This window comes from Streptomyces similanensis (assembly GCF_039543625.1).
GTDB lineage: Bacteria > Actinomycetota > Actinomycetes > Streptomycetales > Streptomycetaceae > Streptomyces > Streptomyces similanensis.
The window spans coordinates 20,295-42,347 of record NZ_BAABKC010000075.1 but is presented as its reverse complement, the minus strand read 5'-3'; the positions used below and the strand labels follow the sequence as shown (position 1 = coordinate 42,347).

Here is a 22,053-nt window from a genome sequence, read left to right as displayed (position 1 = left end):
GCGGCCAGCGCGGGCAGGGTCGGGGCGGGCGCGGCGTGCGCCAGCAGCGCCGCCTTGCCGATCGCCCGGGCGACCGCCCGCCGGTCGCCGACCGCCTGGGCCGCCGCCTCGTCGGCCCACCGCTCGGCGGTGTAGAGGACGGCGGAGCGCAGCGGGCGCAGGAACGGGTTGGCGCGGGCCGCCAGGTGCACGGCGAGCAGATGGCGGTGGTGGCGGGAGGCGAGGTGGGCGCGTTCGTGCGCGAACAGGGCGCGCCGCTCGGCCGGCCCGAGGGCGGCCAGCAGGGCGGTGGTGACCACGACGCGGCCATGGCCGTGGCCGTGGCCGCCGGGCAGCGCGTACGCGTACGGCGCGCTGTCGGGCAGGACGACGACCCGGGGACCGGGCAGCCCGGTCAGCGCCCGGCGGGCCCGCCGGATGACGCGCCGGTGGCGCCACAGGGTGCGCCCGCAGGACGCCGTGACCGCCGCGAGGGCGGGGATCGCCGCGCGCCCGGCGATGCCGTCGCAGGGCACGGCGGCCCGGACCTGGGGGTCGGACCAGCCGTCCGGCAGCGGGTTGCCGGGCAGTTGGGCGGTGCCGACGACCATGAGCAGGGCGAGGCAGAGCGTGCTGCACACGGACATGACCACCGCCACCGCGGTCAGCAGCCGGGTGGCGGTGCGCGGGTGCAGGTGGAGTGCGGCCAGCCGGGCCACCGGCCAGGCGGTCAGCGGCAGCACCAGCGGAAGGAAGACGAAGACACCCATGCCGCGTCAGCCCTTCGCGCCGCCGCCCGGCGCGGGCGGCGCGCCTCGTCCGGTCACCGGTCCTCCCCGCCGCGGTCCGCCGTGTCCTCGGCCGTTTCGAGCAGGGCGCGCAGCACCTGTTCGTCGCCCGGGGGCAGGGCGGTGACGAAGCTGGCGAGGACGGCCTCGCGGTCGCGTTCGCCGTCCAGCAGCCGCCGCATCCGCAGCGCCGCGAGCCGGGCGACGTCCGCGGTGGGCGTCCACGCGAAGGAGCGGCCCCGGCGTTCGCGGGAGACCACGTCCTTGGCGAGCAGCCGGGTGAGGATGGTGACGACGGTGGTGTGGGCGAGGTCGCCGCCGAGCCTGTCCCGCACCCAGGCGGCGGTGACCGGGCCGTCCGCCGCCCGCAGCGCGCCGAGGACCTGGCTCTCCAGTTCGCCCTGCCCGCGCCGGGCCCGCCGGTGCTGCGCCACCATGTCCGTGTCCCCTTCCGGCGTCGGCGTGTCGCACCACGCTACTTCACCCGGCCGGCGCTCCCGCCGGGCGGCGACGGTACGTGGCATGCTGGCGCGATGGCTTCTCCCCGTGCGCGTACGCCGCTTGCCGAGCAGGTCACCGAACTCCTCGCTCCGGGCGGTCCGTTGCCCATCGTCGCGGCCGGCGACCCGGTGCTGCGCCGCCCCGCCGAGCCGTACGACGGGCAGTTGGCGCCCGAGCTGCTGGCCCGGTTCGTCCAGGCGCTGCGGGACACCATGCGCGCCGCGCCGGGGGTGGGGCTGGCCGCCGTGCAGGTGGGGGTGGGGCTGCGGATCGCGGTGATCGAGGACCCGGCGCCGGTGTCCGAGGAGGTGCGGATCGCCCGCGAGCGGGTGCCGCAGCCGTTCCGGGTGCTGGTCAACCCGTCGTACGAGGCGGTCGGGGCCCGCCGGGCCGCGTTCTACGAGGGCTGTCTGAGCGTGCCGGGCTGGCAGGCGGTGGTGGCGCGGCACGCCGAGGTGCGGCTGCGGGCGTGGGACGAGCACGGCCGTGCGGTGGACGAGGTGTTCACCGGGTGGCCGGCCCGCATCGTGCAGCACGAGACCGACCACCTCGACGGCGTCCTCTACGTCGACCGCGCCGAGCCGCGCTCGCTCGCCTCCCACGAGGCCATGGCCGCGCGCTGGACGCAGCCGACGCCGGAGGCCGCCGCCCGCTCCCTCGGCTTCGAACTCCCTTGACCTGCAAGGGCGTTCAGCCTCGGTACGCCTCCAGCAGCCGCAGCCACACCTCGCTGATCGTCGGGTAGGACGGGACCGCGTGCCACAGCCGGTCGACCGGGACCCGCCCGGCGACGGCGACGGACGCGGAGTGCAGCAGTTCGCCCACGCCGGGGCCGACGAACGTGACGCCGCGCAGGATGTTCTCGTCCAGGTCGACGACCATGCGGGCGCGGCCCCGGTAGCCCTCCCCGTACAGTCCCGCCCCGGCCACGGAGGACATGTCCACGTCCACCGCGCGGACCCGGTGGCCGGCCTGTTCCGCCTCGGCCAGCGAGAGGCCCACGGCGGCGGCCTCCGGGTCGGTGAAGACGACCTGCGGGACGGCGTGGTGGTCGGCGGTGGCGGCGTGGGCGCCCCACGGCTCCGTGTCCAGGGAGGCGCCGGCGGCGCGGGCCCCGATGGCGTCGCCCGCGATCCGCGCCTGGTACTTGCCCTGGTGGGTGAGGAGCGCCCGGTGGTTGACGTCGCCGCACGCGTACAGCCAGTCGCTGCCCTCGACCCGCAGCGTGTCGTCGACCGGCAGCCAGGAGCCCGGTTCCAGGCCGACGGTGTCCAGGCCGATGTCGTCGGTGCGCGGGGCGCGGCCGGTGGCGAAGAGGATCTCGTCGGCCTCGATCCGGTCGCCGGACCCGGTGACGGCGACGACGGCGCCGTTCTCGCGGCGCACCGACTCCACGGACGTGCCGGTGCGGATGTCGGCGCCCGCCTCGGTGAGGGCGTCGGCGACCAGTTCGCCGGCGAAGGGCTCCATCCGCGCCAGCAGCCCCTTGCCCCGGACCAGGACGGTGACCTGTGAGCCGAGGGCCTGGAAGACGGTGGCCATCTCGGCGGCCACCACACCGCCGCCGACCACGATGAGCCGCCCCGGCACCTCCTTGGCGCTGGTCGCCTCGCGGCTGGTCCACGGCCCGACGTCCTCGATGCCGGGCAGGTCGGGCAGCTGGGCGCGGGTGCCGGTGCACACGGCGACGGCGTGCCGGGCGGTCAGCGTCCTGGTCGTGCCGTCCGGTCCGGTGACCGTGACGGTGCGCGGCCCGGCCAGGCGGCCGTGCCCGCGGTACAGGTCGGCGCCGATGCCGTCGAGCCAGCCGACCTGGCCGTCGTCGTGCCAGTGGGAGGTGTACTCGTCCCGGCGGGCGAGGACCGCCGCGGTGTCGAGGGGGCCGCGCACTGCCTCGCTCAGGCCGGGCAGGCGGCGGGCGTCGGCTCGGGCGATGATGGGGCGCAGCAGGGCCTTGCTGGGCATGCACGCCCAGTAGGAGCACTCGCCGCCGACCAGCTCGCTCTCCACGATGGCGGTGCTCAGTCCGGCCGCGCGGGTGCGGTCGGCGACGTTCTCCCCCACGGGCCCGGCGCCGAGCACCACCACGTCGTAGGCGATGTTTTCCGTTTCCGTCATGGGGTCAGTCTGGAGGGTGGTGTGCGCGGAGGCCACACGGGTACGCGCGCGGGACAGCATCGTGCGCGCACGGAATAGTCCGTGGGGTCGGCCGTGTTGTGCCGACGGCTCACCCGACAGCAGGAAGAGGGATCACGCCATGAGCAGCACCAGCAGCACCGTGGAGCTCACCAAGGAGAACTTCGACCAGACGGTCACGGACAACGAGTTCGTGCTCATCGACTTCTGGGCGTCGTGGTGCGGGCCGTGCCGTTCGTTCGCCCCGGTCTACGAGAAGGCCGCCGCGGACAATCCCGACCTGGTGTTCGGCAAGGTCGACACCGAGGCGCAGCCGGAGCTGGCGGCGGCCTTCGGCATCCAGTCCATTCCGACGCTGATGATCGTCCGGGACCAGGTGGCCGTGTTCGCGCAGCCGGGCGCGCTGCCCGAGGCCGCCCTCACGGATGTGATCGGGCAGGCCCGCAAGCTGGACATGGACGAGGTCCGCAAGGCGGTCGCCGAGCAGCAGCAGGCGGAGGCCGAGCAGAACGGCCGGTGAGGCCGCGTCGGCGACGGCGGCACACCGGCGCGATGACGCGAGCAGCGGGCGGCCCAGTGGCCGTAGAGCGGGGTCCCTTCCGAATCCGGGAGGGACCCCGTTTTCGTGTCGGCGCTCCGAGGGTGTGGCCTGGGGCGGGGTGCGTACCGCTCGCGCGGGGCTGTGTAAGGGGTCGCGCGGGGCTGTGTGAGGGGGCAGGGCTTTGGTGGTGGGGGGGCGCGGGGCCGTGTAGGGGGGCGGGTGCCTCGTGGGGGGGCGGGGCGGTGTGAGAAGTGAGAGTGGGGGCGCGGAGCGCGGGGGTCAGCTGGATTCGCGGTGGACCATCGTGGCGCCCAGCACCGGACGCCGCTCCGGTGCCGCGGCGGGATCGCGTACGGCGCGGTCGACCAGGTCGGCCAGGTCGCGGCCGGCGGGCAGGTCGACGTGCACGGTGCTCAGCCGGGGCCGCAGCAGCCGGCCGAGCATCAGGTCGTCGGCGCCGACCACGGCCGTCTCCTCGGGGATGCGGACGCCCTCGTCCTGGAGGGCGCGCATCAGCAGCATGGCGTACTCGTCGTTGTAGGCGAACACGCCGTCCAGGCCGAGGCCGCGCCAGCGGGCGGCGAGCCGGGCCGCGGACTCCTCGTCGTAGCCGAGGGGCAGTTCCGTGACGGTGCCGTCGGCGCCGTCCAGGGCGCGGCGTACGCCGGCCAGGCGGGGCCGGGAGAACGGTTCGAGGCCGCGTTCGGCCGGCATGACCACGCCGATGCGGCGCCGGCCCCGGGCGTACAGGTGGGCGCCGGCCCGGTGGCCGACGCTCTCGTGGTCCATGAGCAGGGCGTGGGCGCCCTCGACGGCCTCGGGGCCGAGGGTGACGACGGCGCGGGCGCCGGAGCGCCGGAGCACCGCGACCCCCTCGGCGCCGATCGCGGAGCCGGGCGCCAGGACCGCGACCGGCCGCAGTTCGGCCCAGGCGCGGGCGGCCTCGACGCCGTGCAGGCCCACGGTGCCGTGCTGGACGACGGTGTAGTCCAGCCGGCCGAGCGCCCACTGGAGATCGTTGATGAACCTGCTGTAGAGCGGGCCCACCGGGACGGCCGGGGCGGGCATCAGGACGATGCGGCTGTGTCCGGCCCGGAGGCTGCGCGCGGCGGCGTGCGGCACATAGCCGAGTTCCCTGGCGGCCTCGCGGACCCGGCGGCGGGTCGGCTCGCTGATGCGTACGGCGTCGGTGTTGTTCAGGACGTAGGAGACGGTCGCGCGCGACACTCCGGCCAGACGGGCCACATCGGCACTCGTGGGGACCGAGTGCGGTGCGCTCGACGCGGGCGCGGCGGGTTTCGGTATCTGCACCATGACGTACCGCATCTTGGCAGAAGCCCCGGCGGGCCGGACGGGCGGGGCGGAACGGGCCGGTCCTGCGGACCGCGGGGCCAACTCCCTTGCCCGTACGGGCTGGTGAGCCGACTCGCACGGGCCGGCGAGGGGCTCGGGCCGGCCCGCGGAGCGACCGCCGGCGGCTCCGTCAGGTGCGGGTCAGACGGGCGACCAGGTCGTGCCAGCCGGCCTGGAGCCGTTCCATCGGCATGTGGCACTGCCGGGTGAGGTGGTGGATCAGGGCGGGTTCCAGGTAGCCCATCAGCGTCTGGGCGAGGAGTTCGGCGTCCGCGTCCGGGACGGCCTGCCGCAGCAGGAGCACCACGTGACCGTGGCGGACCCGGCGGGCGGGCACGACGAACCGGCGGTCCGGGCACGGCTCGGCGGCGAGCTGGAGCTCCAGGTCGGCGTCGGCGCGGCGCAGCGCGGCGCAGCCGAACGCGCGCAGGCGTTCCACCGCCGGCGCGCCGGGGCCGAGCGGCGGCGGGCCGCTGAGGAAGGACGCCTGGAACTTCTTCTCGGAGTGGTCGAGCAGCGCGGTCAGCAGCCCGGTACGGTCGCCGAAGCGGCGGAAGACGGTGCCCTTGCCCACCTGGGCGGCGGCGGCCACCGCCTCCATCGTGACGGCGGCGGCCCCGTGCTCGGCGACCAGGCGGGCGGCGGCGTCCAGCAGTCGTGCGCGGTTGCGGGCGGCGTCCGCGCGCAGGCAGGGCCCGTCGGCGTCACCGGCCCCGAACTCGACCATCACCGGCGTCTTCGCCGCGGGCCCCTGCGAGGCGGGAAAGGGCGGCAGGGTGCTGGACATGAACACAGCGTAAAGCATCGGGACTAAACTGGACCACGGTCCGGTTGTGATGGTAGAAAATTAAACGGACCTTGGTCCGTATCGTTGGTCCGGCAGCGCTGCCGCGCTGTCATGGTCCTCACGTCCCCTTTTCCACTCTTGGAGTCCCCCAAATGTCTGTTCGCATCCTCGCCCTCGTCGGCAGCCTCCGCGCCGGTTCCCACAACCGCCAGCTCGCCGAGGCCGCGGTGAAGCTCGCCCCCGAGGGCGCCGAGGTGGAGGTGTTCGACGGTCTGGGCGACGTGCCGTTCTACAACGAGGACATCGACGTCGAGGGCAGCGTCCCCGAGGCCGCCGCACAGCTGCGCGCCGCCGCCCAGGCCGCCGACGGCTTCCTCTTCTTCTCGCCCGAGTACAACGGCACCATCCCGGCCGTGCTGAAGAACGCCATCGACTGGCTGTCCCGCCCCTACGGCGCCGGCGCCTTCGGCGGCAAGCCCGTCGCCGTCGTGGGCACCGCCTTCGGCCAGTACGGCGGCGTGTGGGCGCAGGACGACACCCGCAAGGCCGTGGGCATCGCCGGCGGCAAGGTCATCGAGGACATCAAGCTGTCCATCCCCGGTTCCCTGACCCGCTTCGCCGAGACCCACCCGGCCGACGACGCCGAGGTCGCCGCGCAGCTGACCGAGGTCGTCGCCCGCCTGCACGGCCACGCCGGCGAGACCGTCGCCGCCTGATCCTCCGCGGCCGTGCCGCGCCGCCCCGGCCCGTCCGGGCGGGGGCGGCGCGACGGCCGGTGAGGGGGCCGGAGCCGCCGTGGCTCCGGCCCCTTCGCGCTGCCGGACCGCTGCCGGACCGGCGCTCGCTCGACGCCGTCACCCGACGCCGTCGCCCGATGGGCCGCAGGCCGGTGGCGTACGCGGCCGGACCGGGTAGGCGCTTGCATGGCCGTACGCCTCCGCGCACGCGCCGCCGTACGCCGCGAGGCCACGTGAGGGAGACAGCCATGACGCCGGTACCGCCGCCGTTCGACCCGGAGCTCGCCGCGGCGCTGGAGCAGGTCGGGGACCGGACGCGGCCGCGCTTCACCCCCGCCGACATCGAGCCCGCCCGGCACGGTCCGGCCGCCGAGCTGCCCGAGCTGCTGGACCTGACCATGGACGGCGCGTTCGAGGTGACGGACCGCACGGCGCCCGGCCGGCCGGGCGCGCCCGGCGTCCCGCTGCTGGTCTGCCGGCCCACCGCGCCGGACACCGGTGCGCCGCGGCCCGTCCTCTACTACGTGCACGGCGGGGGCATGGTCCTCGGCAGCAACAAGGTCGGGATGAACACGGCCCTGGACTGGGCGCGGGAACTGGACGCGGTCGTGGTGTCGGTGGAGTACCGGCTGGCGCCCGAGCACCCGCACCCCGCGCCGGTCGAGGACGTCTACGCGGGGCTGCTCTGGACGGCGGAGCACGCCGGGGAGTTCGGCGCGGACCCGGAGCGGATCGTGCTGGTCGGCGCGAGCGCGGGGGGCGGTCTGGCCGCGGCGCTGACGCTGCTGCTGCGGGATCGTGAAGGGCCGCGTCCGGTCGGGCAGTTGCTGATGTCCCCGATGCTCGACGACCGCAACGACTCGCTGTCCGCGCGCCAGTTGGCCGGGGTCGACATGTGGGACCGTACGGCCAACGCGACCGGGTGGGGCGCGCTGCTCGGCGACCGGCGCGGCGGCCCCGACGTGTCGCCGTACGCCGCGCCGGCCCGCGCCGAGGACCTCTCCGGCCTGCCCCCGGCCTTCCTCGACGTCGGCTCTGCCGAGACCTTCCGCGACGAGGTCGTCGCCTACGCCTCCCGTATCTGGCAGTGCGGCGGCGTCGCCGAACTCCACGTCTGGCCGGGCGGGTTCCACGGTTTCGACGCTCTCGCCCCGCAGGCGGCGCTGTCGCGGTGCGCGGCCGCCGCCCGTCTGGCCTGGCTGCGCAGGCTGCCGACGGCCGACCCCGCGGGCTGACTCCACGGGCTGACTCCGCGGCGTGCGCGATCGCGGACGGCGGGCGGGTCGGGCCCGTAGGCTGGGGTCATGGGCGATGCGTCGTTGGTCGGGCTCGTGGGTCGGGTCACCGGAACGGTCGGGCCGGGGCTGGTCGGCGAGGTGATCGTCCGGGTGCGCGGCGGCGCCGAGCACTTCCTCGCCCACCCGGCGGACGGTGCGGCCCGCCTCGAGCGCGGCACGGTGGTGCTGGTGGTGGAACACCTGCCGCCGCGCACCGTGTACGTCGAGGCCGTGTACGGCGGTTGAGCACGCCTCCGCGCAGGTGAGGGCCGTGAGCGTCAAGATTGCGGCAAGGACGCGCCGGTGTCTTCACGGTGGGCCGGGCGAGGAGCACACTCCCTTCGTTCGGTGCCGGACGGGCACCAACCCGAAGGGGGCGCATGCCGATGGTCGTCGGCGTCGTGGCGGGAGCGGCGGTCGCCGCCGTTCTCGTCCTGATCGGTCTGTTCAAGATGATGTGGCGGGTCGCCGAGCCCAACGAGGCTCTGGTCATCTCCGGTTCCACGCACCGCACCGAGGGCCTTGAGGAGGGCATGGGGTTCCGGATCGTGACCGGGCGGGGCACGCTGGTGCTGCCCGGGGTGCAGGCGGTGCGCAAGCTCTCGCTCGACCTCAACGAGACCGAACTGCAGGTGGACTGCGTGACCCACCAGGGCATCCCGCTGAAGGTGCGGGGCGTGGTCATCTTCAAGGTGGGCGACGACTTCGTGTCGATCGCCAACGCCGCCCGCCGGTTCCTGGACCAGCAGAAGCTGATGTCGGAGCGGGTGCACAACGTCTTCGCCGGTCATCTCCGTTCCATCGTGGGCGGGTTGACGGTGGAGGACATGATCCGCGACCGGGAGAAGCTGACCGGCCAGACCAGGGCGGCCTGCGGTACGGAGATGGAGAAGCTCGGTCTGATCGTGGACTCGTTGCAGATCCACGAGATCGAGGACCCGACCGGCTACATCCAGAACCTGGCGATGCCGCACGCGGCGGCGGTGCAGCGGGACGCGCGCATCGCGCAGGCGGAGGCCAACCGCCTGGCCACGGAGGCCGAGCAGCAGTCGTTCGCGCGGATGGCCGAGGCCACCCGGGACAGCGAGATCCTCCAGGCCGGCTACCAGGCCGAGCGGGACAAGGCGGCGGCCAAGGCCAGGCAGGCCGGTCCCCTCGCGGACGCGGCGGCCCGGCAGGAGGTCGTCGTCCAGGAGACGCGGGTCGCCGAGCTGGAGGCGCACCGGCGCGAGCAGCAGCTCCAGGCGGACGTGCGCAAGCCGGCCGACGCCACGGCGTACGAGAAGCGCACGCTGGCCGAGGCCGAGCGCGACGCGCGGATCTCGGCCGCCCAGGCGAAGGCCAAGGAGACGGAGCTCGCGGCGGCGGCCGAGGCGACCCGGGTCAAGACCGCGGCGGGCGCGGAGGCGGAGGCCACCAAGACCCGGGGCACGGCGTCGGCGGCGGCGACCCGGGCCACCGGTGAGGCCGAGGCGGCCGCGGCGCAGGCGAAGGGCCTCGCGGACGCCGAGGCGCTGCGGGCGAAGGGACTGGCGGAGGCCGAGGCCATCAAGGCGCGGGCGGCGGCCCTCGCAGAGAACCAGGACGCGGTGGTCGCGCAGCAACTCGCCGAGAATTGGCCCGAGATCGTCCAGGCGGGCGCCTCCGCCTTCAACAACGTGGACAACATGGTGCTGCTCAACGGCGCCGACGGGATGGCCGACCTGTTCGCCAAGGCGCTCACCATGGGCGGCACCGGGCTGGGCCTGGCCCGCCAGCTCCTGTCCTCCATGAACCACGACGGCCAGGGGCACGACGGCCCGGCCGGGACGGGGAGTTCGCCCGCGCCGGGCCCGGTCGTCGCCCCGGGCCCGGTCGTCGCCCCGGGCCCGCCCGTCTCACGGAAGGTGCCGGTGGACGAAGGGTGAGGGCCGACCGGCCCGGACGAGGCCCGTCGGCCACCCGGACGGCCCGGGGATGACCGTCTGCCCTGGAAGAATGGCGGGCGAGCCGAGCGAGAGAGGGGTGGACCATGACGTCGCCCTCCGGAGACGAGCCAGGACCGACAGAGCCGACGGGAGCGACAGAAGCCACGGAGCCGACGGGACCGACGGGACCGACGGGACCGACGGAGCACTCCGACCCTCGCGTAGGGCCGGAGCCGGCCCCCGAGCCGCGCGTCCTGTGCGACGCCCGGGCGCTGGCCGCGGACCCGCCGTTGCCCGGCGGTGTGCTGTGGAAGCTCGCCGAGGCCGGACGCCAGCTCGACGCCAACCTCGTCCGGCTCGCCCCGGGCGGGCGCGTCGCCCCGCACGCCGAACCGGACCTGGACGTGCTGCTGTTCGTGGTCGGCGGCGACGGCGTCCTCGGCGCGGGCGCGGCGGACGAGCCCCGGCGCCTGACCGAGGGCGCGACCGTCTGGCTGCCGCACGGCTCCACCCGCAGCATCGCCGCCGGCGCGGACGGCCTCTCCTACCTGACCGTGCACCGTCGCCGCCCCGGCATGCGGATCCGCCCGCACGGAGGGGCCTCCTGACCGTCGCGCGCCGAGGACACGGCGGGCGTACGGCAGTTGGGCGTCGTACGCCCGCCGTACGGCCGTGCGCGCGCACGTTCTAAGGTGCCGGGATGACTGCCTTCACCGATGAGAACGTCCCCGGCCGCTCCGGCCCCGGCGCCACCACCGAGGCCGACCCGCGCGAGGTCGGCCGGGTGCGCACCGAGTACGCGCCCGCCCACGACGGCGACCCGGACCCCGGCGAGATCGTCTGGACCTGGGTGCCGTTCGAGGAGAACGACGGGCGGGGCAAGGACCGTCCGGTGCTGGTGGTGGCCCGGGAGGCCGCCGGCACCTTCCTCGCGGTCCAGCTCTCCAGCAAGGCGCACGCCGGCGAACGGGAGTGGGTGCCGATCGGGAGCGGCCCCTGGGACCGGTCGGGGCGCGACTCCTGGGTGGCCGTGGACCGGGTGCTGCGGCTGCACGAGGAGGGCATGCGGCGGGAGGCGTGCGCGCTGGACCGGATGCGGTTCGACTCCGTGGCGCACCGGCTGCGCGAGCGGTACGGCTGGCGCTGACCGGCCGGGCCGGACCGCGCCGCTCGACCGCACCCCGCCGCCGGGGCGGGCGTCGGCCGCATGGGTGACCGGCGTCAGGCGAATGTGCGTTCGAACGCCGAGCGGATCTCGCTCCCCGGGGTGCGGTCCAGCACGCCGAACACCACCTGTTCGAAGGCGTCCGCGAACCGCCCGCCCGGCGCGAGCTGGGCCCGGAAGGCCTCCGCCACCCGCGCCGGATCGTTGCGGAACACCCCGCAGCCCCACGCCCCGAGCACCAGCCGCCGGTAGCCGTGCGCGGCGGCCGTCTCCAGCACCCGTTCGGCGCGGACCGCGAGCACGCGCGGCAGTGCGGCGGCGCGCTCCGGCGCGGTGCGCAGGACCACTCCGGCGTTCGGCGCCGCCGCGGTCAGGAAGCCCGCGGTGTACGGCTCGTCCAGCAGCCGGCCGCGGTCGTCGCGGAAGACGGGGACGGCGGGCGAGTGAATCACCCGGTCGGAGTAGAACGGGTCACGGTGGGCGCGGTGGTGGTCGTAGAACCGCCGGGCCCCGAGCAGGCAGGTGTACAGCGCGGAGGCCCGGCACAGGGCCTCTTCCTGGGCCTGCGCGCCGTTGAGGTAGCCGCCGCCGGGATTGCGGGCGGAGGCGAAGTTGAGCACCGCGACCGGGCCGGGGAGCCGGCGGGCCGCCTCCAGGCTGCTCTCCCCCGTGACCTCCACGGACGTGGTGACCGGCGTCCACCGCGGCACGGCCACCGGGTCCGGCCCGTGCAGACGGGTGCCGGCCCGCGCGGCCTCGACGGCCGCGGCGAGCCGCACCGTACGCCCGTCGGCGGCGCGGTAGGAGCCGGCCATGACGATCTGCTCCGTCTGCTGTGCAATGCCGCGCAGGCGAGCGCTCATGGCGCCACCCCCGTGCGCGCCATGAACGCGGCCCACGCCGCCTCCCCCGTGGTGCTCATACCGGCATGGTGATCCATTGCGCCGCCGGGCCGCAACGGGGTTTCCGCGCCCCCGCCGCCGGCCCGGCATCCCGTCGGCCCGCCGACCCGTCCGTCCGTTCGGCGCCCCGACCGGCGTCGGCCGGGAACTCTCCGCGACTGTCCCGGCACACCCCGGGTACCCGGGCGCGAGCTGCCCCGGAGCACCGTGAAGCACCGTGAAGCGTCGGGAAACTTCGCGGAAACGGCGATTCCGAGGCAGGATTATCCCGTTCTGCACCCTTGTGCGAATCGGCTGAAGGGTTTTGGGTGGGACGGTGCGCGACACCGGCCGACCGTGGACCCGGGGCCGGTGGCATGGTGGAATCTCAGGAGGATCCCGACATGTCCGATTCGGCAAGCGGCTGTACGGAGCCCCGTACCGCCCTGACGGAAGCCGAGGTCGAGGCTCTGGTCAGCGGCATCTGCTTCAAGACCGGCCCGCCCCGCACCCTCGGCGTCGAAGTGGAATGGCTCGTCCACGAGCTGCGCGATCCGCGGCTCCCCGTCACACCCGAACGTCTCGAAGCGGCCTACGCCGCGCTGCGGACCGTGCCCCTGGAGTCCGCGCTCACCGTCGAACCCGGCGGCCAGCTGGAACTGAGCTCGCCGCCCGCCGCGTCCCTGATGGAGTGCGTCGGCACCGTCTCCGCCGACCTCGCGGCCGTCCGCGCCGTACTGGCCCGGCAGGGTCTGCGGCTCGTCGGCCTCGGCCACGACCCCTGGCACCCGCCCCGCAGGTTCCTGCGCGAGCGGCGCTACGACGCCCTGGAAGCCTCCCTCGACCGGGGCGGCCCGGCCGGCCGGCGCATGATGTGCACCTCGGCCTCGGTACAGGTGTGCGTGGACGCCGGTCACGAGGAACCGGGGCCGCTGGGCCATGTGCGGCGCTGGTGGCTCGCGCACCAGCTGGGCCCGGTGCTGGTGGCCGCCTTCGCCAACTCGCCGCTGCTGGCGGGCCGGCCCACCGGCTGGCTGTCCACCCGGCAGCTGCTGTGGACGGAGATAGGTCCGGGCCGGGCGGGCGCTCCCCCGCTGGACGACGCCCCGCACACCGCCTGGGCCCGGCACGTGCTGGACGCACCCGTGATGTGCGTACGGCGCGCGGACGGACCCTGGGAGGTGCCCGACGGGCTCAGCTTCCGCGAGTGGGTCCGCACGGGCGTGCCCAGGCCGCCGACGAAGGAGGACCTCGACTACCACCTGACCACGCTGTTCCCGCCGGTGCGGCCACGCGGCCACCTGGAGCTGCGCATGATCGACGAGCAGCCCGGCGACGATGGCTGGATCGTGCCGCTGGCGGTGACGGCGGCGCTGTTCGACGACCCGGCCGCGGCGGAGAGCGCGTACCGGGCGGTGAAACCGCTCGCCGAGCGGGACCTGCCCCGGCCCGCGCCGCACAATCCGCTGTGGGTGACGGCCGCCCGCTCCGGGCTCGCCGACCCGGAGCTGCGCGAGGCGGCGATCGCCTGCTTCCTGGCGGCGCTGGAGGCGCTGCCCCGGCTCGGCGCGACCGACGAGGTCACCCGCGCCGTCCAAGGCCATCTGGACCGCTACGTCCTCAAGGGCCGCTGCCCCGCCGACGATCTGCTCGACCGCCTGCGCGGCCCCCAGCCCTCCCGGCCCCGCCCCCGCCCGACGGGTCCGGGCCCCTTCGCCCACGGGAAGGACATCCGCACATGACCGACCCCGCACTCGACACCGCGACCGGTCCCGCCGCCGGCCCCGCGGGCGACACGGAGACCGACGCGGAGGCACTGCGCGCGCGTGCGCTGAGCACGCTCACCGCCGCCCGCGACCGCACCACCCTGCTCACCTCGTGCGTCGAGGAACCCGACCTCACCGCACAGCACTCCCCGCTGATGTCGCCGCTGGTGTGGGACCTGGCGCACATCGGCAACCAGGAGGAGCTGTGGCTGCTGCGGACGGTCGCCGGCCGGGAGGCGATGCGCCCCGAGATCGACAGCCTCTACGACGCCTTCGAACACCCGCGCTCCGCACGGCCGTCGCTGCCGCTGCTGGCCCCCGAGGAGGCCCGCGGGTACGCGGCCGAGGTGCGCGGCCGGGTGATGGACGTACTGGAGTCCACCGCCTTCCACGGGACCCGGCTGACCGAGGCGGGCTTCGCCTTCGGGATGATCGCGCAGCACGAGCAGCAGCACGACGAGACCATGCTGATCACCCACCAGCTGCGCACCGGCCCGCCGGTCCTGACCGCGCCGGATCCGGAGCCGGCGCCCCTGTACACCGGCCCGGCCGAAGTCCTCGTCCCCGGCGGCCCGTTCACCATGGGCACCAGTGACGAACCGTGGGCGCTGGACAACGAGAAGCCCGCACACGTGCGCGACGTGGCGCCGTATTGGATCGACACCACCCCGGTGACGAACGGCGCGTACCAGGCGTTCCTCGCGGACGGCGGCTACGGTGACGCGCGCTGGTGGGCGCCGGAGGGCTGGGCGCACATCCGGCGGCACGGCATCGAGGCGCCGCTGTTCTGGCGGCGGGACGGCGGCCAGTGGCTGCGCCGCCGCTTCGGCGTCACCGAAGTGGTCCCGCCGGACGAACCGGTGCTGCACGTGTGCTGGTACGAGGCCGACGCCTACGCCCGCTGGGCCGGACGGCGGCTGCCCACCGAGGCCGAGTGGGAGAAGGCGGCCCGCCACGACCCGGCGGACGGCCGCTCCCGGCGCTACCCGTGGGGCGACGCCGAACCGTCCCCGTGCCACGCCAACCTCGGCCAGCGGCATCTGCGTCCGGCCCCGGCCGGCAGCTACCCGGCCGGTGAGTCCCCGCTCGGCGTACGGCAGTTGATCGGGGACGTGTGGGAGTGGACGGCGAGCGACCTGCTGCCCTACCCGGGCTTCCGGGCGTTCCCGTACAAGGAGTACTCGGAGGTGTTCTTCGGGCCCGAGTACAAGGTGCTGCGCGGCGGTTCGTTCGCCGTGGACCCGGTCGCCTGCCGGGGCACGTTCCGCAACTGGGACTATCCGATCCGGCGGCAGATCTTCTCCGGGTTCCGCACCGCCCGCTCCCAGGCGGCTACCTGATGTGCCGTCACCTTGCCTTTCTGGGACCCGAGGAGCCGCTCGGCCGGCTCCTCGTGGAGCCGCCGCACGGCCTGTACCGGCAGTCGTGGGCGCCGCGCCGGCAGCGGTACGGGACGGTCAACGCCGACGGTTTCGGAGTGGGTTGGTACGCCCAGGGCGACCCGGCGCCGGCCCGGTACCGCCGGGCGGGGCCGATCTGGGCGGACCTGTCCTTCGCCGACCTGGCCCGGGTGGTGCGCGCCGGCGCGCTGCTCGCGGCGGTACGGGACGCGACGCTGTCGGGCGCGGACGCGGAGGCCGCGGCGGCGCCGTTCGCCGCGGGCCGGTGGCTGTTCAGCCACAACGGCGCCGTGACCGGCTGGCCCGGCTCGCTGTCCGCGCTGTCGCGGACCCTGCCCCCCGAGGATCTGCTCGCGCTGGAGGCCCGCAACGACTCCGCGCTCGTGTGGGCGCTGGCGCTGGCCCGGCTGCGCGGCGGCGACGACGCCGGGCAGGCGCTGGCCGACACGGTGCTGGAGGTGGCCGCGGCCGCCCCCGGCTCCCGGCTCAACCTGCTGCTCACCGACGGCGAGACGATCACCGCGACCGCCTGGGGCGACACCCTGTGGTACCTCGCCGGGCCCGGCCGCCGCACGGTCGTGGCCTCCGAGCCCTACGACGACGATCCGCGCTGGCGGGAGGTCCCCGACCGCACGCTGCTCGCGGCGAGCCGCACGGACGTCCTGCTGACCCCGCTCAAGGACCTCACCGAGGACCTGGCATCCGCACCCTCCAAGGAGCCCCGCCCTTGAGTCCCTTCCGTCTGACCCGCATCCTGCCCGAGGACGCCACGGCCGCCGCGCTGCGCGCCGACGTCCGGCACGGGCTGACCACCGCTCCCAAGTCGCTGCCGCCGAAGTGGTTCTACGACGCGTACGGCAGCGAACTGTTCGAGCGGATCACCGAGTTGCCCGAGTACTACCCGACGCGCGCCGAACGGGAGATCCTCGCCGACCGGGCCGGCGAGATCGCCGCCGCGCTGCCCGCGCGCACCCTGGTCGAACTGGGCTCCGGCTCCTCGGAGAAGACCCGGTACCTGATCGACGCCCTCGCCGATCTGCACACCTACGTTCCCGTCGACGTCAGCGAGAGCGCGCTGCGGCAGGCCGGGCAGGCGCTGACCGCCGAGCGGCCCGCCCTCGACGTGCACGCGCTGATCGCCGACTTCACGTCCGGGCTGACGCTGCCCGACACGCCCGGCCCGCGGCTGCTGGCGTTCCTCGGCGGCACCATCGGCAACCTCCTGCCGGCCGAGCGCGCCGCGTTCCTGGGCGGGGTGCGCGCCCTGCTCTCCCCCGGCGACGCGCTGCTGCTGGGCACGGACCTGGTCAAGGACGAGGGCGTACTGGTCCGGGCGTACGACGACGCGGCGGGGGTGACGGCCGAGTTCAACAAGAACGTCCTGTCCGTCGTCAACCGCGAACTGGGCGCCGACTTCGACCCGGACGCCTTCGAGCACGTGGCGCTGTGGGACCCGGGGGCGGAGTGGATCGAGATGCGGTTGCGCTCGCGTGCCGCCCAGAGTGTGAAGGTGCCGGCGCTGGACCTCGCGGTCGACTTCGCGGCGGGTGAGGAGCTGCGCACCGAGGTGTCGGCGAAGTTCCGCGAGGAACGGGTGGCGGCGGAACTGTCCACGGCGGGCCTGCACCTCACCCGCTGGTGGACGGACCGCGAGGGCCGCTTCGCGCTGTCGTTGAGCGTGGCGCGGTAGGGGCGACCCCGTTCCCCAGGACGCCTGGCGCGGCCTCCGGGACCCCGGGCAGCTCGGCTGCCCGGGGTCCCGTGCGGTCCCGGACGGTACGTGGTACGGGGCGGTGCGGGGCGGTCCCGGGCGGCGCGGGGCGGTCCCGGGCGGCGCGGGGCGGTCCCGGGCGGCGCGGGGCGGTCCCAGAGGGTGCGGGGCGGTCCCGGGCGGTGCGGGGCACCGGCGTCCTGCCCTCCGGCCGCCTTCCGCTCTCAGCCCAGGCCGGGGGCCAGTTCCTCGGTGATGCGCTGGGAGGCGCGGCGTGCCGCGGTCTGCGGGTCGTCGCCGGACAGCACCTTCGTCATGTAGGGCTTGATCGGGTTGTCCGCCTCGACGGCCGCCCACAGCGACGTGTTCGGGGTCGCCCGGCCGTGCGCGGCGCCCGCCGCCATGGCCGCCACCCCCTCCTCGTCGGCGACGGCCGAGGCGAGGTTCGTCTTGTTCGGGACGTAGTTCATCGTGCGGGCCAGGTCGGTGTCCCACTTGGCGCCGGTGAGCGCCGCCACGACGGCGACCGCCGCGTCCCGGTCGTCGGTGTTGCGCGGCACGATGAGGTCGGAGCCGCCGGTGAAGACGGAGCCCGGCCGCTCGGCGGTCTTGCCCGGCACCGGGAAGAAGCCCAACTGGTCCTTGAGCGCGGGGTTCTTCTGGATGATGGCCTGGGCCAGTCCGGGCGGCGCCACGATCTGTGCCACCTTCCCGCCGGCGAACACACCGGCCTGCGGCGGGTGTTCCTCGTCGGCGCCGGCCGGTCCGTCGCCGAGTGCCTGCAACCGCCGGTAGAAGTCCATGCCGCGCAGGGCGGCCGGGGTGTCCAGCGTGCCCTTCCAGACGCCGCCGCTCTGCTTGGCCAGTTCGCCGCCCTCGTCCCAGATGAACCCGGAGAGCGTGTACCAGTCCTGCCCGGCCAGGTAGATGCCCTGGTTGCCGTCCGAGTTCAGCTTCTCGGTGGCGGCGAGCCATTCGTCGCGGGTGCGCGGCGGGTTCGTGACGCCCGCCTTCTCGAACAGGTCCTTGCGGTAGATGACGACGCGGTTCGCCGCGTACCAGGGGATGCCGTACTGCGCGGAGTTGTCCTGGCCGGGCTCGGCCAGACCGGGCAGCCAGTCCTGCATCCGCCAGTCCCGCATCGACTCCAGCGTCAGGTTGGTCAGCCGGCCGTCCTGGACGTACTGCGCGACCTGGGTGTTGCCGACCTCGATGACGTCGGGGCCGTCCGCCGCCTTGCCGCTGAGCGCGGCCTGCACCTTGGGGCCGATCCCCGTCCACTGCTGGACGCGGATGTCGAGGCGCAGATCGTCGTGGCTGCTCTCGAAGTCCTTCTTGAAGCGGTCCAGGAAGTCCTGCGAGGCGCTGTTCTGCATCACCCAGACGGTGACGGTGTGCCGTTCGCCGTCGCTGCCCGGCAGCACACCGCACGCGCTGGTCAGGGAGGCGGAGGCACAGACGAGGGCAAGGAGACGACGTCTCACGAGGGGGCCTGCTTTTCTGTCGGGGAACTCAGGGCACAGGGGGAAGGTCCCGACGTGGGGGGCCGAGCAGGGGCTCGTACGGGCGTGCTGGGATTTTGGTATGGACCAATGCCCAGGTCAAGTCACGCAGCGGTCACGGTCCGCACATCTCGCGCCGCGGGCCGGGATACGGCACGGTGGAGTGACGTGTGACACGCGTGTCACCGCCGGACGGACGCGACGTCCCCGCCACCGGCGTCACCGGCGCCACCGCCGAGAGGAGCACCCGCATGACCGACCACACCTACCGGGTCACCGAGATCGTCGGCACCTCGCACGAGGGGGTCGACGAGGCGATCCGCAACGCCGTCTCGCGCGCCTCGCGGACCCTGCGCAACCTGGACTGGTTCGAGGTGACCCAGGTCCGGGGCCAGATCGAGAACGGGCAGATCGAGCACTACCAGGTAGGACTGAAGGTCGGCTTCCGCATCGAGGACGCGGACTGAGACACCCGACGGCGGCGCGGCGAGGCCCGTCAGGTCCGCCCCTGCCCCTCCTGCGCGTCCTTCAGCTCGGCGGACGGCGCGGCCCAGCGGGCGCGCAGGACGGGGAAGCCGGCGGCCTCGGCGTCCGCGCACACCAGCTCGTCGTCGTCCACCAGGACGCGGATCTCCCGGTCGCGGGCGAGCCGGCGCAACGTCTCCAGCTTGGTGCGGCGGGCCGGCCGGCGGTCGGCGTCGCGCCGCATGTGCACCTCGCCCGGGGGCAGGCCGTGGGCGGCGAGCCAGTCGAGCGTGTCCCGGCGGCACCGCTCCGGCCGCCCGGTGAGGTAGACGATCTCGCACGCGCGGGCGCGCTCCCGGGCGAGCCGTACGCCCTCCTCGATCGGCGGGTCGGCGGGCGCGGCGGCGAAGAAGGCGTCCCAGTCGCGGGGCCGCCGCCGCAGGAAGCGCTGCCGGTGCGCCGTGTCGGCGAGGGTGTTGTCCAGGTCGAACACGGCAAGGGGCCGTCCGCTGCGCTCCGTCACACCGCACAGCGTAGTCACCCGCACGCACGCGAGCCCCGGTCCGGGCCGCCGTCCGGATGCGCGCCCGGGCGCGCCCCCCGATGCTGGGAACATGTCCGGACCGATGCCCGTGACCGTGCACCCGCCCTCGCCGACGGGCGGACGGCGCGTCCGTGTGAACGGCGAGATCCTGGGGCTGGCGTACAGCACCGCGGACGTCGCCGAGTTCCTGCGCCGCGCCGGCCTGGAGGTCGACGCCGTGGAGGTCTCCGTCTCCCCGCTCATCGACTGGCGCGGCGGCGGCCCCGAGTACTGGGGCCCGGACCCCGACGACCACGCGCCCTGAGACACCCGCGGCCCGCACGGCGCCCCGGCCACCGGCACCGGCCCCTCCTCCCCCCGCCGCGCGCAATCCCGGTCACCCGCACGGCGGCGGGAATCACCGGCGCGCTGCCGCGTTGAACCCGGTGTGAGTTCAGTGATCGCCGCCACCCGCTTCTCCGTGCTCGACCGCTCCCGGACCCGCGAGGGCCGCCCGGCCGCCGAGGCGCTGCGGGACACCGTGGAGCTGGCGCGGGCGGCCGAGGCGCTCGGCTACCACCGCTTCTGGGTGTCCGAGCACCATGGCGTGCCCGGTGTCGCCGGGTCCGCGCCGACCGTGCTGGCCGCGGCCGTGGCCGCCGCGACCGGGACGATCCGGGTGGGCACGGGCGGGGTGATGCTGCCCAACCACCGGCCGCTGGTGGTGGCCGAGCAGTTCGGGGTGCTGGAGTCGCTGTTCCCGGGGCGCGTCGACATGGGGCTGGGCCGCTCGGTCGGCTTCACGGACGGCGTCCGCCGGGCCCTGGGCCACGGCAAGCGGGACGCCGACGACTTCGAGGCCCAACTGGCCGAGTTGCTGGGCTGGTTCGAGGGAACGTCGCCGACGGGTGCGCACGCCCGGCCGGCGGAGGGGCTGCGGGTGCCGCCGTTCGTCCTGGCGATGGGCGAGGGCGCGCTGATCGCGGCCCGCGCGGGCCTGCCCATGGTCATCGGCGACCTGCGCGACCGCGAGAAGCTGCTGCGCGGCGTCGACCGCTACCGCGCCGCGTTCCGCCCCTCCTCCCGGGCGCGCGAGCCGTACGTCGTGCTCTCCGGCACGATCGCGGTGGCGGCCACCCCCGAGGCGGCCCGCCGCCTGCTGCTCCCGGAGGCCTGGTCCATGGCCCACGCCCGCACCCACGGCGCCTTCCCGCCGCTCCCGCCGGCCGAACGCGTCGAGGGGCTGCCGATGACCGCGAAGGAGCGCGTCCTCTACGAGTCCGGCCTCGCCGGCCACCTCGCGGGCACCGAGGAGCAGGTACGGGACGCCTTGGAGACGCTGCTGAAGGAGACGGCCGCCCAGGAGGTCCTGGTCACCACGAGCACGTACGACCGCGAGGCTCTGCTGGACTCGTACCGCCGCCTGGCGGCGCTCTTCACGGGACGAGCCGCGCAACACCGAGGACGCGGCGAAGGCGGGCGGCCGACTTGACCCTCCACCAGGTCGAGGGCGCAGGGTCGCGGATGTGGAGAACGACATGCACAGCATCGGCGAACTGGCCCGGGACAGCGGGCTGAGCGTCAGCGCCCTGCGCTTCTACGACCGCGCGGGTGTGCTGGTCCCCGCCTGGGTGGACCCGGTGAGCGGCTACCGCTGGTACGGCGCCGCGCAGTGCGCGGAGGCGGAGGTGCTGGCGCGGCTGCGCCGGGCCGGGATGCCGCTCGCCGACATCCGTCTGGTGCTGGCCGGCTGGTCGAGCGCCGACACGGATCTGGTGCGCGGCCTGCTCCAAGCGCACTTGCGCCGCCTGGAACGGGACCTGTCCGACGCGCGCGAGGAGTTCTCCGCCCTCCGGACCCGACTCGACCACAGGGAGACCCTCGTGACCACGCCCCGCACCGCCGCCGTCCGGCTGACCGTGTCCGCACCGCGACTGGCCGCCGCGCTGGACGCGGTCCGCTTCGCGGCGGGCACCGACCCGGAACTGCCCATGCTCGCCGCCGTCCTGTTCGACGTCGAGGACGGGATCCTCCGCCTCGCGGCCACCGACCGCTACCGCATGGCGGTCGCCCGGACGCCCGTCACGGGCCACGACGGCCCCCGCGCCCAGGCCGTCACGCCCCTCCCGCTGGTGGACGCGATGCGCGCGCTGCTCGACGGCGAGGCGGCCGTCCAACTCGCCTTGGACGGCGACCGCGTGACCCTGGAAGCAGGGGACCGCCAGGCGGCCGGCCGCCGCCTCGACCACGACTTCCCCGACTACCGCCGCCTGGTCGACCTGCCGGCCGGACGCCGCGTCCACGTCGACACGGCGGGCTTCCGCAAGGCGCTGGAGACCGGCCCGGTCCGCCCCGGCGAGCCGCACGAACGGACCGGCACGCCCGGCGTCCTCAGCGTGCTCAGGGTGACGGACGACGGCGAGGTGACCGTGTGCGAGGACACCGACGACACCCCCGACCGCATCGCCTTCGACCGCGACCTCCTGCTCGACGCCCTGACCGCGGCGCCCCACCCCCACCTCACCCTGGACTTCGGCGCCCCCACCACTCCCCTGGCCATCCGCCGCCCCGACGACGAGCACACCTTCTCGATCCTGATGCCGGTGCGGCTGGACAACTGAGCGAAGGGGGCGT

24 protein-coding genes are annotated in these 22,053 nt (G+C 75.0%); 16 read left to right on the top strand and 8 right to left on the bottom strand.

Translation table 11 applies throughout. The features are described 5' to 3' along the window. Both ABEB07_RS24765 and ABEB07_RS24760 read right to left on the bottom strand, forming a co-directional pair. Nucleotides 1–749 (bottom strand): M56 family metallopeptidase (locus ABEB07_RS24765; protein ID WP_345670359.1); only part of this gene is annotated, 749 nt, incomplete at its 3' end. A gap of 53 nt (nt 750–802) precedes the next feature. Then, nucleotides 803–1,204: a BlaI/MecI/CopY family transcriptional regulator gene (locus tag ABEB07_RS24760; protein WP_176151422.1), complete on the bottom strand. Its 402-nt coding sequence runs from the start codon at nt 1,202–1,204 to the stop codon at nt 803–805. A gap of 96 nt (nt 1,205–1,300) precedes the next feature. On the opposite strand from ABEB07_RS24760, the gene ABEB07_RS24755 reads away from it, so the two are divergent. Continuing rightward, on the top strand, nt 1,301–1,945 hold the full coding sequence (locus ABEB07_RS24755; RefSeq protein ID WP_345670358.1) for a peptide deformylase: 645 nt from the start codon (nt 1,301–1,303) through the stop codon (nt 1,943–1,945). A gap of 13 nt (nt 1,946–1,958) precedes the next feature. Here the strand turns inward: ABEB07_RS24755 and ABEB07_RS24750 are convergent, their stop codons facing one another. Continuing rightward, nucleotides 1,959–3,386: a dihydrolipoyl dehydrogenase family protein gene (locus tag ABEB07_RS24750; RefSeq protein WP_345670357.1), complete on the bottom strand. Its 1,428-nt coding sequence runs from the start codon at nt 3,384–3,386 to the stop codon at nt 1,959–1,961. Nucleotides 3,387–3,525: 139 nt separating this feature from the next. Between ABEB07_RS24750 and trxA the strand changes: the two genes are divergently transcribed. Then, on the top strand, nt 3,526–3,924 hold the full coding sequence (trxA, locus tag ABEB07_RS24745; protein ID WP_164589131.1) for a thioredoxin: 399 nt from the start codon (nt 3,526–3,528) through the stop codon (nt 3,922–3,924). Nucleotides 3,925–4,224: 300 nt separating this feature from the next. Here trxA and ABEB07_RS24740 read toward each other — a convergent pair whose 3' ends face one another. Both ABEB07_RS24740 and ABEB07_RS24735 read right to left on the bottom strand, forming a co-directional pair. Beyond that, nucleotides 4,225–5,259 (bottom strand): LacI family DNA-binding transcriptional regulator, encoded by a 1,035-nt coding sequence (locus ABEB07_RS24740; protein ID WP_345670356.1) that lies wholly within the window; start codon nt 5,257–5,259, stop codon nt 4,225–4,227. Between the two features lie 169 nt (nt 5,260–5,428). Then, complete coding sequence (locus ABEB07_RS24735; protein WP_345670355.1) at nt 5,429–6,085, bottom strand: TetR/AcrR family transcriptional regulator; 657 nt, start codon at nt 6,083–6,085, stop codon at nt 5,429–5,431. Nucleotides 6,086–6,237: 152 nt separating this feature from the next. On the opposite strand from ABEB07_RS24735, the gene ABEB07_RS24730 reads away from it, so the two are divergent. The 6 genes from ABEB07_RS24730 to ABEB07_RS24705 all read left to right on the top strand — a co-directional run bounded on the left by ABEB07_RS24730 (nt 6,238) and on the right by ABEB07_RS24705 (nt 11,153). Next, nucleotides 6,238–6,801 (top strand): NAD(P)H-dependent oxidoreductase, encoded by a 564-nt coding sequence (locus ABEB07_RS24730; protein ID WP_164588513.1) that lies wholly within the window; start codon nt 6,238–6,240, stop codon nt 6,799–6,801. Nucleotides 6,802–7,070: 269 nt separating this feature from the next. After that, entirely contained in the window at nt 7,071–8,057 is a 987-nt protein-coding gene (locus tag ABEB07_RS24725; RefSeq protein WP_176151417.1) for an alpha/beta hydrolase, read from the top strand. Between the two features lie 69 nt (nt 8,058–8,126). Then, the gene (locus ABEB07_RS24720) at nt 8,127–8,345 is read left to right on the top strand and encodes a hypothetical protein (protein WP_164588817.1); all 219 of its coding nucleotides are present in this window, start codon (nt 8,127–8,129) and stop codon (nt 8,343–8,345) included. A 134-nt stretch (nt 8,346–8,479) separates the two neighbouring features. After that, nucleotides 8,480–10,006, top strand: a complete 1,527-nt coding sequence (locus ABEB07_RS24715) for a flotillin family protein (protein ID WP_345670354.1) — start codon at nt 8,480–8,482, stop codon at nt 10,004–10,006. Between the two features lie 104 nt (nt 10,007–10,110). Next, nucleotides 10,111–10,614 (top strand): cupin domain-containing protein, encoded by a 504-nt coding sequence (locus ABEB07_RS24710; protein ID WP_345670353.1) that lies wholly within the window; start codon nt 10,111–10,113, stop codon nt 10,612–10,614. A gap of 92 nt (nt 10,615–10,706) precedes the next feature. After that, the gene (locus ABEB07_RS24705; protein WP_345670352.1) at nt 10,707–11,153 is read left to right on the top strand and encodes a type II toxin-antitoxin system PemK/MazF family toxin; all 447 of its coding nucleotides are present in this window, start codon (nt 10,707–10,709) and stop codon (nt 11,151–11,153) included. 74 nt (nt 11,154–11,227) lie between these two features. On the opposite strand, the gene ABEB07_RS24700 is transcribed toward ABEB07_RS24705, so the two are convergent. Beyond that, complete coding sequence (locus ABEB07_RS24700; RefSeq protein ID WP_345670351.1) at nt 11,228–12,034, bottom strand: TIGR02452 family protein; 807 nt, start codon at nt 12,032–12,034, stop codon at nt 11,228–11,230. A gap of 422 nt (nt 12,035–12,456) precedes the next feature. Between ABEB07_RS24700 and egtA the strand changes: the two genes are divergently transcribed. The 4 genes from egtA to egtD are packed head-to-tail and all read left to right on the top strand — an operon-like array spanning nt 12,457 to nt 16,908. Then, nucleotides 12,457–13,794 carry an ergothioneine biosynthesis glutamate--cysteine ligase EgtA gene (gene egtA, locus ABEB07_RS24695; protein ID WP_176151412.1) on the top strand — a complete coding sequence of 446 codons (1,338 nt, stop codon included), beginning with the start codon at nt 12,457–12,459 and terminating at the stop codon, nt 13,792–13,794. Continuing rightward, nucleotides 13,791–15,158, top strand: a complete 1,368-nt coding sequence (gene egtB / locus ABEB07_RS24690) for an ergothioneine biosynthesis protein EgtB (protein WP_345670350.1) — start codon at nt 13,791–13,793, stop codon at nt 15,156–15,158. The genes egtA and egtB overlap by 4 nt, the downstream gene beginning before the upstream one ends. Continuing rightward, the gene (egtC, locus tag ABEB07_RS24685; protein WP_345670349.1) at nt 15,158–15,949 is read left to right on the top strand and encodes an ergothioneine biosynthesis protein EgtC; all 792 of its coding nucleotides are present in this window, start codon (nt 15,158–15,160) and stop codon (nt 15,947–15,949) included. The genes egtB and egtC overlap by 1 nt, the downstream gene beginning before the upstream one ends. Further along, complete coding sequence (gene egtD / locus ABEB07_RS24680; RefSeq protein ID WP_345670348.1) at nt 15,946–16,908, top strand: L-histidine N(alpha)-methyltransferase; 963 nt, start codon at nt 15,946–15,948, stop codon at nt 16,906–16,908. Before egtC ends, egtD begins: the two co-directional genes overlap by 4 nt. A gap of 245 nt (nt 16,909–17,153) precedes the next feature. Here egtD and ABEB07_RS24675 read toward each other — a convergent pair whose 3' ends face one another. Further along, nucleotides 17,154–18,413 (bottom strand): extracellular solute-binding protein, encoded by a 1,260-nt coding sequence (locus ABEB07_RS24675; protein WP_345670347.1) that lies wholly within the window; start codon nt 18,411–18,413, stop codon nt 17,154–17,156. Between the two features lie 269 nt (nt 18,414–18,682). Between ABEB07_RS24675 and ABEB07_RS24670 the strand changes: the two genes are divergently transcribed. Next, nucleotides 18,683–18,898 carry a dodecin gene (locus tag ABEB07_RS24670; protein ID WP_164583545.1) on the top strand — a complete coding sequence of 72 codons (216 nt, stop codon included), beginning with the start codon at nt 18,683–18,685 and terminating at the stop codon, nt 18,896–18,898. Nucleotides 18,899–18,927: 29 nt separating this feature from the next. On the opposite strand, the gene ABEB07_RS24665 is transcribed toward ABEB07_RS24670, so the two are convergent. Beyond that, a complete protein-coding gene (locus ABEB07_RS24665; RefSeq protein ID WP_345670346.1) occupies nt 18,928–19,419 on the bottom strand; it encodes a phosphatase domain-containing protein in 492 nt (163 codons plus the stop codon). A 91-nt stretch (nt 19,420–19,510) separates the two neighbouring features. On the opposite strand from ABEB07_RS24665, the gene ABEB07_RS24660 reads away from it, so the two are divergent. From ABEB07_RS24660 to ABEB07_RS24650, 3 genes are all read left to right on the top strand, one after another. Then, the gene (locus ABEB07_RS24660; RefSeq protein WP_164583543.1) at nt 19,511–19,744 is read left to right on the top strand and encodes a hypothetical protein; all 234 of its coding nucleotides are present in this window, start codon (nt 19,511–19,513) and stop codon (nt 19,742–19,744) included. A 123-nt stretch (nt 19,745–19,867) separates the two neighbouring features. Continuing rightward, nucleotides 19,868–20,911 carry an LLM class flavin-dependent oxidoreductase gene (locus ABEB07_RS24655; protein ID WP_345670345.1) on the top strand — a complete coding sequence of 348 codons (1,044 nt, stop codon included), beginning with the start codon at nt 19,868–19,870 and terminating at the stop codon, nt 20,909–20,911. A gap of 46 nt (nt 20,912–20,957) precedes the next feature. Next, on the top strand, nt 20,958–22,040 hold the full coding sequence (locus tag ABEB07_RS24650) for a DNA polymerase III subunit beta family protein (RefSeq protein ID WP_345670344.1): 1,083 nt from the start codon (nt 20,958–20,960) through the stop codon (nt 22,038–22,040). The last annotated feature ends 13 nt before the right edge of the window (nt 22,041–22,053 follow it).